9 protein-coding genes are annotated in these 12580 nt (G+C 50.3%); 4 read left to right on the forward strand and 5 right to left on the reverse strand.

What is annotated here, in order from left to right; translation table 11 throughout:
- Positions 1-53: 53 nt before the first annotated feature.
- Positions 54-1232, forward strand: a complete 1179-nt coding sequence (locus G441_RS0105500) for a diguanylate cyclase (RefSeq protein ID WP_026375414.1) — start codon at positions 54-56, stop codon at positions 1230-1232.
- On the opposite strand, the gene G441_RS18025 is transcribed toward G441_RS0105500, so the two are convergent.
- Both G441_RS18025 and G441_RS0105510 read right to left on the reverse strand, forming a co-directional pair.
- Entirely contained in the window at positions 1233-2288 is a 1056-nt protein-coding gene (locus G441_RS18025; RefSeq protein ID WP_051275371.1) for a M14 family metallopeptidase, read from the reverse strand.
- Entirely contained in the window at positions 2276-3721 is a 1446-nt protein-coding gene (locus G441_RS0105510; RefSeq protein WP_026375415.1) for a glutamate-cysteine ligase family protein, read from the reverse strand. Before G441_RS0105510 ends, G441_RS18025 begins: the two co-directional genes overlap by 13 nt.
- A gap of 239 nt (positions 3722-3960) precedes the next feature.
- Between G441_RS0105510 and G441_RS0105515 the strand changes: the two genes are divergently transcribed.
- Positions 3961-6363, forward strand: a complete 2403-nt coding sequence (locus G441_RS0105515) for a zinc-dependent metalloprotease (protein WP_026375416.1) — start codon at positions 3961-3963, stop codon at positions 6361-6363.
- A 17-nt stretch (positions 6364-6380) separates the two neighbouring features.
- Here G441_RS0105515 and G441_RS0105520 read toward each other — a convergent pair whose 3' ends face one another.
- Together G441_RS0105520 and G441_RS0105525 are read right to left on the reverse strand one after the other, a co-directional pair.
- The gene (locus tag G441_RS0105520; RefSeq protein WP_051275372.1) at positions 6381-8051 is read right to left on the reverse strand and encodes a GGDEF domain-containing protein; all 1671 of its coding nucleotides are present in this window, start codon (positions 8049-8051) and stop codon (positions 6381-6383) included.
- The gene (locus tag G441_RS0105525) at positions 8041-9579 is read right to left on the reverse strand and encodes a bifunctional metallophosphatase/5'-nucleotidase (protein WP_051275373.1); all 1539 of its coding nucleotides are present in this window, start codon (positions 9577-9579) and stop codon (positions 8041-8043) included. The genes G441_RS0105520 and G441_RS0105525 overlap by 11 nt, the downstream gene beginning before the upstream one ends.
- A gap of 94 nt (positions 9580-9673) precedes the next feature.
- Here G441_RS0105525 and G441_RS0105530 point away from each other — a divergent pair, with 94 nt between their 5' ends.
- Complete coding sequence (locus G441_RS0105530; RefSeq protein ID WP_026375419.1) at positions 9674-10807, forward strand: alanine racemase; 1134 nt, start codon at positions 9674-9676, stop codon at positions 10805-10807.
- Here the strand turns inward: G441_RS0105530 and G441_RS0105535 are convergent, their stop codons facing one another.
- Positions 10808-11926 carry a M14 family metallopeptidase gene (locus tag G441_RS0105535; RefSeq protein ID WP_026375420.1) on the reverse strand — a complete coding sequence of 373 codons (1119 nt, stop codon included), beginning with the start codon at positions 11924-11926 and terminating at the stop codon, positions 10808-10810.
- A gap of 141 nt (positions 11927-12067) precedes the next feature.
- Between G441_RS0105535 and moaB the strand changes: the two genes are divergently transcribed.
- Positions 12068-12580 carry a molybdenum cofactor biosynthesis protein B gene (moaB, locus tag G441_RS0105540; protein WP_026375421.1) on the forward strand — a complete coding sequence of 171 codons (513 nt, stop codon included), beginning with the start codon at positions 12068-12070 and terminating at the stop codon, positions 12578-12580.

The raw sequence follows: 12580 nt of genomic DNA on the forward strand, positions 1-12580 counted from the left end.
GGCTGAAAAGTTAACCTATAACTAATTAAGCAGTGAAGATGGATACACGGGATATGCAACAAGTTGCATACAGCGAGATAAAAAATCCGACCAAGTATATGACGGTGACTTATGTTGTCTCGCTTGCGATTATCGCGGTGCTTTCGTTCCTCGTACATTTCATGTTAGATAAAGTCATTGCTCAGCAGGCAAGCAGTGGTACCTATATTAACGTGAGTGGTCAGCAAAGGATGCTATCACAGCGCAGTGCTCTGTTTACCATTGAGTATCTAAAAACAGGCGATGCAGAAGCGAAACGCTTGGCGCAGGCTACGTTGGACAAATTAGTCAACAATCATCAGTTTCTGTTGACTGGTCACTACAGGACGGTTGAAAGCAACCAACCGTCTCCACTTAGCGATGAGATGCAGGCGATGTATTTTCACGCGCCTCTTAATGTGGACAGCAAGATAGAAAGATACGCCGCCCTGGTTACTGCAGCGCTATCACAGAACATGGATGGTCAGCGCCAGCAAACAGCAACAAATGAATTTTTAGCCTTGGCCAAACAGCCATTGTTGGATGCGTTAAACACTGTCGTCAGCCAATATGAACTTGAGAGTTCACAGAAGGTTGATGAGCTTCGTTCAGCGCAAAACATCGTCTTATGGATAATTATTATCACTATCCTGGTTGAGGCATTATTTATTTTCCGGCCTATGGTCAGGAAAGTGAGCCTGTATGCTGAGCGTCTCCAGTATGAAGCCAACCACGATGTGCTGAGTGGTTTATTCAACCGCCGCGCATTCACCCAGGTTACTCAGCGATATTTTGCCGGTTTTAAGCGTTACAACAATGCGCTGTCAGTGGTGGTTGTGGATATCGACCACTTTAAACGTATCAACGACCGCTACGGCCATGACGTTGGTGATAAGGCTATTCAGTGGATCGCCAAATGTATTCAGTCTTCATCCAGAGAATGTGACTATGTTGCGCGCATGGGTGGGGAAGAGTTTGCAGTGTTGTTGCCAAACACCAAAGCTGAAGGGGCAGAAAAAGCCGCGGAAAAAGTCAGGAAGCTGATAGCTGGCTCGCCACTTCAGACTGGGGGAGACATTATCGATATTACCGTCAGTGCGGGTGTCAGTGCAGCATTGAAAAATGACGTGGATTTTGACGCCTTGCTCAAACGTGCCGACAACGCGCTGTATCAAGCGAAAGAGAGCGGACGCAACAAGGTGTATTGTCTCTAACTACATTAAGGTATCTGAGGCGTTATCTGCTTTTACAAAGTACATCAGACAGTCTGATTTGGCGATGTCCGCGCGGGTCGTGACCATAAAAAGCTTTAATGGCGTTTTGACCGTCAACTCGCCAAAATCAGCATTAAAATAGTCTCCTACCGATTCACTTTCGCAATGTTCATCTAGCCTGAAATGTGACAGGCGCAGGTGGTCTACCCAGCCCAGAATCTGGCCGGGTTGGGTGACGCCAAAATTGTATTTCTCAACATCCTGACAAATCGTAATATTGCTGCCAAATACAGGGCGCTCGGCGAAGTTAATCGACGCGTCGCGACGAATCTCCAGCCGTCTTGGCTGGCAAAGTACTTCAACCGGGCTGCGCGGCTCGAATACATCACTGCAATGCAGCATTGAAACCAGTCCCCGATAGGCATTGAAATCGGCTTCCTCGTCCTGACAGCCACCACATTCAACGGTGATCATCGGACAGCCGACGTCCTGTTCCATTAGCGCACCTAATTTGATGTCGGTATGGATAAACCAATGCGCAAAGTGTGAGGCGAGGGCGATATGATAAGGTTTTTTATGCACCGACACGCAAAACGCAGGGCCGCTGCCAGACGTGTTGTGCATATCAATCACTGCCTGGGGCTTCTGAGCGCGCACAAATGACAGTATCGCGTGGGCAAGGTTACCTTGCAGGCCATGGAAAGGTGGACTGAAACAGCGGTTCAGGTCACGCTGGTTGGGTAACATTCGGTGGCTGAATAAGGGCTCCGTTGTGGCTGCAACGACCGATGCAATAATGAATTTGACGTTCGTGGCAGGTTTGGTTTCCTGCCGTAAAAAGTGATGAATTGCGCGTAGTCCGGACGGTTCATTACCGTGTAGTAATGTGACGACAATCCTTGTTTGAGCGCTATCGATGCCGTCAACATGGATCACCGTGGGGCCGGATAAATATTTCAGGAACGCCACGCTAGTGGGCGGCAACGCCTCAGGTTTCGGGTTATGAATGTGATTCAGGCGAATCGAATGCATGGCGCTATCATCTACTTCCAACATGCCACTGGCTCTCCCTCGGTCATGTTGTCGACGTAATCACGCAACATGGCTGCAAGCGCTTGTGTCCTGTTCATTTTACTGTTGTATTCCTGCAAGGTCTCCAGTTGCCAGCTTGCGCCGGTTTGTCCAAATGCCAGACGCCGCTCGATAATATCTAGGTAATGGTCGATTTCCTTTACGTCTACTGACAGTTCGAGAAGCCCATCCTTCGCCATCTGTAAATGATCCTTTATTACCTGTGCAACGGGCACCTCCTGCGGATGATGCTGAGTTTGACTGGGCCATAATATATTGGCATTTAATCCACACTGCGCAGTGCGATAGAAATTGTACTCGGCATATTCAAATGGCAGTCTGACCAGATATTCCTCAATATTAGAGGCTAAAGAGACGGTGAGGCCGATCAGCAGCGCTGCGTTCGCCATGCTGTCTGCGACAGTGGGGCCGGCGGGCAGGGCGCGATATTCGATTCGTACATGGCCATCGATACCGGCCTGTAATACCGCGCGATTCCAGGGCCACACGGTACCGTGATGCAGACACAATTCGCCGAACGGCGTATTGTCGAATAAGTAGGGCAAGATCGGAGGATACAGTGCGACATTTTGCGCAAACAATTCCCAGGCTCCCTCGCGCACCCAACCATGCCCAAAACTCACTCGCGCCGGTTGACGCCACTGCGTCGTGTCTTTTAATCGGCTATCGATACTCTGCTTGAATAGTGCGATACGTGTTTCCTGCCAGAGCCGTTTGCCAAGCAGGAGCGGTGAGTTGCCGGATAACGCCAGAACCAGCGGCGTCGCGAGCTGAGCAGCGTTAAACATGGCACTAAAACGGTTAGCCGGGACTTTTAAATGGAGTTGAAACGAGGTGTTCGCTCCCTCCAACGTCACGTCACTGCATTCTGTTCGCAGCGTGTCCTGACCGTGAATGTCAATCTGAAAGGCCTCTCCGCGCAGCGCCGTGAGCTCTCTGGTTAATGCTCGATATCGAGGCAAGTCCGTCATGTACTGCGGTGACAGGTGCTGCTCTTCGAGTGTGGGTAATATTCCAATCGGAATAACCTGCGTATCGATGTCGCGGGCTTTGTTCTGCAACTGAGTTAATAACGTATTTAACTCATTGCGCATGGCGCTAAAAGGAGACCCCGCTGCGGCAACCGGCGAAAGATTAAATTCCAGATTGAAACGGTTAAGTTCTTCAGTCAGTTGCGGGTGTTGCATCGCCTTAATTAGCGTTTGGTTCACTGATGCCGGCGTAAATTGCGCATCCGTCAGATACACTTCCAGTTCAGCGCCAATGGATGCTTGTCCTTTTGAATAGCAAGGTCGCGTTAACTCAGTTTGCAGATGCGCAAGCTGCTCATGTAAACGGGCTGCAAACATCTGTCTTTGCGCGTCATCAAAGCTGTCCTGTTCGAAAAAAAGTCCCATCAGTTTTTGAAGAAAGTGAGATTGCAAACAAGGGTAGTCAATGACGTGAGCCTCCATATTGACACAGATCAACCGTGGCAGAGCTGCGCTCACTAAATAGGTATAAAGCATTGATGGAGGTCAAAAGATAAAATGACCAGGCAATGCTGTAGCAGCTCATTTTCGTTTGGCGCTGGATATTGCTATCCCGTCTTGCTACTTTGAGGCACCTAGTCAGTTAGCTGTAACATTAGAAGCCTATGTTGAAAAAAGTCACTTTCTTATTGTTTCTGTTTACTTCAGTCGCCAGCACCGCAGCCGTTGCTGATGAATGGCCTGCGATAGACGATTTTACGTCCTCAATGCAGGTTCAGCCTGGTTTCTACGCGCATTATTATGACGCTGATTCAGGCAAGTTGTATCTGCGCATAGAAACGCTACAGCAGCCCTTCATATTTCAGAGTAGTCTGCCACGCGGTGTCGGTTCAAACGATATCGGACTGGATAGGGGACAACTGGGGGACACCAGGCTGGCACAGTTTGAGCGTTTCGGAAAAAATGTCTTGCTGAAACAGCTCAATACAACCTATCGCGCGATGTCTGATAATCTGGCTGAGCAGGCGAGTATCGATGAAGCATTCGCTGACTCTGTCATAGCAGGGTTGCCGATTGTGGCAGTGGATGATGATGCGATTTTAGTTGATTACACCGATTTTCTGCTGTCCGATATTCACGGTATTTCATTGCGTCTGGCACGCACCGAACAGGGAGCGTTTAAAGCAGATAAAAACCGCAGCGGTGTATACATGCCGCGAACCAAGGCGTTTGCGGACAATACCGAAATGGAGGCGCTGGTTACTTTTGTCGGTTCCAAGCCGGGTCAATATGTTCGTCAGGTCAGTCCTGAGCCAACCAGTATTAGTGTGCATTTGCATCACAGTTTGATAAGGCTGCCGGATGATGAATACCAGACTCGCCAGTTCCACCCTTATTCCGGCTTTTGGAAGGTTGGCTATAAAGATTACGCTACCCAGATTGACGAATCGATGGATGTTGAGGTTATACCCCGCCATCGACTGCGTAAGAAAGACCCCACCGCCGAAGTAAGTGAAGCGGTTGAACCGATTGTTTACTATCTCGATCCGGGGATCCCAGAGCCGGTGATGAGTGCCCTGAGAGAAGGGGCGCAGTGGTGGGATCAGGCGTTCGCCGCGATCGGTTACAAAGATGCGTTCCAGGTCAAGGTTTTGCCCGAAGGGGCAGATCCTATGGATGTCCGATATAACGTTATCCAATGGGTGCATCGCGCAACGCGAGGCTGGTCGTACGGCAGCTCGGTTATTGATCCCCGCACTGGGGAAATTGTAAAAGGGCATGTGACGCTTGGCTCACTCAGAGTGCGCCAGGACTACCTTATCGCGCTTGGCCTCACCAGCCCGTTTGATAGCCTGAACGCCTCTACTGATGAGCAAAAAGAGATGGCGCTTGCGCGTATCCGTCAGCTGTCTGCTCATGAAGTCGGCCATACGCTGGGCATTGCACACAACTTCGCGGCCAGTGAAGACGGTCGCGCCTCAGTAATGGACTATCCACACCCTAAAATTACCATCAAAGAAGGGAAAATTTCCTTAGATGACGCCTACGCTACTGGTATTGCAGAGTGGGATAAGCATGTTGTTGCCTATGGGTATCAGGACTTCAGTGACCCACAGCAGGAACAACAGGCGTTGATGGCGCAGCTACAAGAAACCCGACAGCGCGGACTCAAGTATAAATCGGATCCCGATGCGCGGGTGCCTCAACGGGCCTCAGCAGATGGTCATCTTTGGGATAATGGAGCAGAGCCTATCGCTGCGTTTGAGCAGATCAGCGCAGTACGTAAGTTGGCGCTATCGAACTTTGGTCTTAATAGTTTACCAACAGGCGCTAACCTGTCATCGCTGGCTGAGCGCCTTGTACCTATCTATTTGCTGCACCGCTACCAGTTGGATGCGCTGGTTAAACTGATCGGCGGGGTTAACTACATGTATGAGCAAAAAGATGATTTTGATTCCCCCCAGGGCGTGACTGCCGTTGATGCGGATACGCAGGAGCGCGCGCTTTTGACCCTGCTATCGAGTATCAGGCCGAGCTATCTGCAACTACCGGAGTCATTGCTGCGTCTCATCCCGCCGAAAGCGTATGGTGAGCGACGAGATCGCGAAAGCTTTTCTGGTCGCACCGGTATAACCTTCGATCCCGTCAGTGCGGCAGAATCTGCAGCCGCCTATAGCCTGGATATTCTTTTACATCCGAGCCGGTTAAATCGTTTATCAGTGCAACATGCACTGAATGATGATCTCCCCGGTGTCGCCTACACGGTTGCCAAGGTTATCGATGCGGGTATCAAAGAGCCCGAAGAGGACGAATCTGCCATGCTGGCAGGGCGGTTAAAGCATATTACGCTGGACCGATTGATGGCCGCACAGCAACATTCCGACCTTGCCCCGGAAGTAAGAGCTGAGGTGCTGTCAGCGCTGGTTGATCTGGAAAAGTGGCTGTCTCGTCGTGACGATGAGGCAAATCATCAGATCATGCTGCGTTGGCTGCGCCACTATTGGCAGACCGGCGAGTGGATGGGCAAGGTTGATATCAGGCCGATGCCGCCAGGTTCGCCAATCTAACAGGATAGTGAAGAAAGTTAGGTCTTTTCATTATTGGTGTCACTGTCTATCGGCAGTGACACCAGACGATTGCGACCTTGCTGTTTCGCCTCATACAGTGCTTTATCCGCCATCTCAAACAGATCATCCTGGTCGCTCTTTGCGGTTGGCGTAATCGTTGACAGCCCGATACTTACCGTCACGAATGGCCGTACAGGGCTGTACTCGTGAGGGATATGGGCTTCTGCTACGCTTTCCAACATCGACTGCGCCACACTTAACGCACCGCTTGTGGGGGTATCTGGTAACAGACACACAAACTCCTCTCCACCATATCGCCCCACAAAGTCGCCGCTGCGTTGCACCTGGGTGTTGATAATATTCGCCACCTTACGAATGCAGACATCGCCTGCGCCATGACCATAGTGATCGTTGTACTGTTTAAAATGGTCGATATCGATTACCAGCATCGACAGTGGCCACTGATGACGAATAGCAAGATTGAATTCCTGCATAAGCTGCGCGTCAAGCGCACGACGGTTTGATATGCCGGTCAAATCATCCGACAGTGACAGGCGCATCAGTTCCAGTTTCTGACGTTCAATGGTGCGCGCAAAATCATCAAAGGTATGGGCAATATCAGATATCTCATCGTCGCCAACAATCAACTCCTGCTCGCCCTGCATGCGGTTCTGTACCATGTCATTGAGACGTTCAAGGCGTTTAACCACGCGCTGGTGGATAAAATACACGAATGCCGAGAACATGAAGATTAACAGTACAAAGCTCACGCTGATGATAATGATATGTTGCTCTATCTGTGAGGCGGTTTGCCGGGTGTTCTGCAGCACACTGTCACTGAGCTGATAGGCTTTAAATTCATTCAGATTGGCAAAATCGAGGATCAGATTACGCACAAAGTTACCCTGGCCATTTGCCCGACCGGAGACCCTCAGCCTTTTTGCGGCAAGATCGATAACGCCGTCGGTGCCCGTAATAATGTTGGCAAGTTCGGTATTGGCCGCGGCAAAATAAAAATCAATATCGGTAGAGGTCTGGCCGGTAATATCGCGCATTTGGGCCAGAGAGCGATTAATCCGCTGTTGCAAGTCTCGTAGTTCCGTCAAACGTGACTGCTGTCGTAGCTGACTGGCCAGGGCAATGACACGGCCAAATTGTTGTCGCCAGCGGTAGGTAAGTTCAGCGTCGGTGTCTGTTGCACCCTCGGTCAGTGTTTGAGTCTGAATACGCTGGTAGGCCTCGTCTAAATCCTGCCATGCACTATCCAGTCCAGCCTCTATATTAAGACGTTGTCTGACTAACTCAAATAAATAGTCAATTTCACGTTGAATAGGCTCCAGACGCTCCACCGTGACCGTGTTGGATTGCGAGTCAGCAAGCTCTTCAATGGTTGCTATTCGCTCACGTATTCGAAACATGGCCAGCCGCAGCGCAGGCTCATTGCGGGCTTCTGAGAGGCTGTCACTGAGGTAGGCGAGGGCATTGATATGGGTGTAGGTTTCACCGGATGAAATGACCGTTGGCACAGATTCGTTGGCAACCTGCAGCAAAATACTTCTCACCTCAGTTAAACGTTGAAATGCTAATACTGAGACCACGACCAGTAGTAACAGCGTAGACAGTAGTGCACCGTTAATAATGAAAGATATGCCTTTACGGCGATAAGTACGATCCTGCTTATCCGTCATTACTGCCTCGGGTAATCGGCAGTAATCTTGACTCGATCGGTGTGGCAAACTGCTTGAGTGTTAACAGCTGGTCAATCACGATATCTGAAATCAGAGGTGCACTTTGTTTGCGGTAGCTAGTAGGCTGCGCCTGCTTCAATGAAACATAGCCATCGCCTCCCCCTGCAAGGTAATCAGTTGTAGCCAGTTTGTATATGCCATCAAGTTGTAAACGTTGCCCGTCTACAGAGACGGAAATTACTCTTTTCCCGGCTGGTTGAGCGGGATCGTAGGCGACCTGCATGCCTGAAATCTGCGGAAAGCGGCCTTTAACCTGCTCAATCTGGCTAAAGCCATTTTCCAGCGCTGCAAGGAGTTGCTGTCCGGTAACCTGGATAACGGCAATGCGACTTCTGAAAGGCAACTCGACTGCAATATCCCGGCGCGTCAGCACCGTGTCGGGTTGGTAAATGCGCTCACCACGAATGACGCCGCCATTGATTAAGCTGATATCCGCCTGGCTTGCTTTGCGTATGGCATCGGCAACAAAATTACCAAAACCGCTTTCCCGGGTTCTGACAATGACTCTGCGGGTATCCATGCTGGTCGTCAGCACAGCAAGCTCTTCATTGAGCAAGTTAGCCAGCCTGCCACTATAAGAGGTGACCAAAGATTCAATACTTGGCAAGGCGGGGTAGTCTTGTAGCGACACATTCTGCCAGCTCAGTTCAACATCAGCATTATTTGGATTTGCCTGGATGCTAACCAGTGCAGCGTGTCCTGCGTCGGTAACCAGAATGTTATGCGGATGCTGTGGTTCAACGTTGTGTACTGATAGTTCAAAGTGAGGGTCGCTACGCAACGCGACATCAATCACACTTTCCGTCAGAAGATTGTCAACAAACGGGAAATTGCTGGAATAGACCAATACGATAATATCCACCCCGGATTCGCGCAGCTCGACAGCATGGCGCGTGATGGCCTGTTCGGGGTCAAGCACACCGACACGCTGTAGCAGGTACTCTTCTGTAACAGACTCATGTACGGCAGATATAATGCCAATTTTAAGCCCCTGACGCTGAATAATGACGGTCTCTTCCAGACCATCCATGTTTCCTTCCGTAATTGGATCGCGAACGTTTGATATCACCATGGGAAACGCCGCCTCATAGGCGCGCAGTGAAAGTTCGTCTTCGAAGTAGCTAAACTCTCGTTTAGTCACCGTCATGACGTCAGGCTCCAGTGAGTTAAGCAAGTCGATAATATGTGCGCCGCGATCAAACGATGACATGGGGCTTGGGGCCAGACTGGCGCCCCCGAAGATAAAAACAGTGGATGGGTCTTGACGACGTTGTTGTGTCAGTACTGTGCCCAGTTCGGCATAGTCGCCGTGATCTTGGGAAGCAATGACAGGCAGATCGGCAGCAAATACAATATGTAGAGGCTGAGCATTCCCTTTACAGATAAAGCTAAACGTAAAAAATAACATCAGCGCGTTAACGCATTGCGTGACGGCGTGCCTGTGAATAAACAAAAATTTGCTCAGCATTGAATGTTATTATCCATTTATACCAACTATTTAGCTTGCTTGCCAATGCATGAACTCTGTGTTCATTGCGTTTAACAGGGAATATTTTCGGCGTATGACAACCATTGAACAATTACCCACCCCGACGCTGTTGCTGGACAAACAAAAACTGCACAACAACATTGCCGTCATGCAGCAACAAGCCAGCAAGCTTGGCGTCACGTTAAGGCCGCACCTGAAGACCGCCAAGTCGGTACAGGTGGCAAACTGCTTTGGTAGCGGGACGAGTTTGCCCATTACCGTATCTACACTGGCGGAAGCGGAGTATTTTGCTAAGCATGGCTTTACCGACATCACTTACGCGGTAGGGTTTAATCCCAACTTAATGGCGCGCTTGGCCAGTCTGTACCATTCAGCAGTACCCGTCAGAATAATAGTAGACGATCTGGCGGTGGCCCGACAGGTGGCACAGTCTGCCGCACAGTATGACATTACCGTAAAGGTCATGATTGAAATTGATACTGATGGTCACCGTGCAGGTGTGGAGCCTGATGATCCGCAGCTGCTAAAGATTGCCGAGGCACTGTCCGCATCGGCACATATTGAGCTTTGTGGCGTATTAACTCATGCAGGCGGCTCTTATGATTGTCACAGCGAGTCTCAACTGATTGCGCATGCCGAACAGGAAAGAGCCGGCTGCGTCGCGGCAGCCGACGCTTGTCGTGCTCATGGGATAGATATTCGCGAGGTCAGTGTGGGCTCAACACCCACCGCCATGTTTGCCAGTCATCTACAGGGCGTTACAGAGTTACGGGCTGGTGTGTTTGTGTTTCAGGATTTATTTCAGGTGGGCCTGGGTGTCTGCGAGTTGGATGATATTGCGGTCAGTGTGCTGACCACGGTTATCGGACACAAAGCCAGGCAACACAGGCTTATCGTTGATGCTGGAGGGCTCGCGTTGTCAAAAGACAGAAGCACGCAGACGCAAGGCGTTGACTGTGGCTATGGCTCACTGGCCGATGCTGTGACGGGCAGGGTGATTGAGCAGGTGAAGGTGACGGGGGCGAATCAGGAGCACGGCATCATCGATTTACCTCGACACATCCCTCTATCAGATTTTGCGATTGGCTCTAAATGGCGAATTTTGCCCAATCATGCCTGTATGACCGCAGCTGCCTATGATAACTATCACGTGCATGATGGCTGCGGGGGTGTGCTAGACAGATGGGCACGCATTAACGGCTGGTGATCAGGTGAGCTGCTGATAGTGGGTAAAACACTTGTACAGCTGCGTTCCGCTTAACACCGACGCGGAGGGAAAGTGCAGGATTGGGATCAGATCGCAGGGTGCAGTGATGGTTTCAGTGGCATCAGGCGTATCCAGTGCATCAACGTTTAGTACTCTTGCCAGCGCTTGTCCCTGTTTGACATGTTCGCCCGGCTTGGCCAGATATTCGACTATACCGCCCTGGTGAGTAAACAGGGTTTTGTAATGATGAAGATCGACAGCATAGCGCGCGATATTCTCAGCGCCGACGTCAGCATCGGCGAGACAGCCTTTGCTGTTGAGGTATGACAGGATGCTGCGCGCATCATATTCGCCTTCCGTAAAGTTGATCACCTCCTGACTGCCCATCTCCAGGGTGAACGCCTCGACACCAAGCTCAATTTCGCGGCCTTTGTTGGTTTTGAGATACTCTGCCAATGACCACCATGGACAAAATGTTGCCTCATCCAGCGCGCCAGCAAATTTGTTCGGAATAAAAATGACATGGGGAATATTAAACTGTGTCGCTGCAGCTGATGCATATTTCGGAATGTAGATATGTCTGGTCGACACAGGCCCATTGTGAATATCGATAACGATGTCGGCATCAAACGCCAGCTGCTGTAGTTTTAAATTGAGTTGCTGCGCCAACCCAATGCCCCAGGGGGCATCAAGTGCTTGCTGCAGGCGCTTTTTAATCTGCGCACGAAAACGTTGTTTGATGGAGGCGACGGACTCTTCTGCCAATACCGTTTGTGCAAAACTTGTCACGAGGTCTTCATCGTACAGGTAGCCACGATTCCAGTTGGTACCATTGACAGGGTCGAAGCGCCCCAGCGTGTATTCGCCCGATTTAATATTGGTCCCCACCGGGTTGCAGTTGGGCACCAGCATCACTTCACCACAAATGGAATGTTGTTTAAGCCACTGGACCAGATGGTAGATCACAACATTGCCCTGTACCTCCGCACCGTGAATCGAGCTCTGAATGTAAACTTTGGGTCCCGGCCGATGGCCACTAAAGCGATACAAAGGCACATGCATATTGCGGCCAGAGGCATTTTGCGCAACAACCAGATATTCTTTACTGAATTGATTCATAAGGTGCGAAACGGAGCAGTGAAGTGACTTTGCGGCTAACTTAGCATATCGCCTTAAAACTGTAAGCTATCGCTTGGTTATCAACAGTCCTTTTGGTAGCGTAACCTCAAGATGCATTGTCGTAAGTGAAGGAGCGACGTTTTGTCTGAAGATGCGTTTATTCCCCTTAATATAGCCGTGTTAACGTTGTCCGATACCAGAACTCTTGAGCAAGACAGCTCTGGTCAGTATCTTGTTAACGCGCTGACGCAAAGTGGTCATCACCTTGCTGCTCGGGAACTCATAAAAGATGATATTTATCAGATGCGTGCGCTGGTTTCCGCGTGGATTGCGTCGCCGGTGGTCCAGGTGATTTTGGTGACGGGCGGCACGGGATTTACATCCAGAGATTCCACACCTGAGGCACTCAGTGTCTTGTTCGACAAGCCTGTCGAAGGGTTTGGTGAGCTGTTCCGTTACTTATCATACGAGGAAATTGGTACATCAACGATACAGTCGCGAGCTACAGCGGGCTTCGCTAATAATACGGTGATATTTTGTTTGCCAGGTTCTACTGGGGCGTGTCGTACAGGGTGGACAAAAATCATTGCTGAGCAGCTTGATAATCGCTTTCGGCCATGTAACTTTGTCTCTCACCTCAACACACCGGACTAG

Source organism: Aestuariibacter salexigens DSM 15300, from assembly GCF_000429145.1.
Classification (GTDB): domain Bacteria; phylum Pseudomonadota; class Gammaproteobacteria; order Enterobacterales; family Alteromonadaceae; genus Aestuariibacter; species Aestuariibacter salexigens.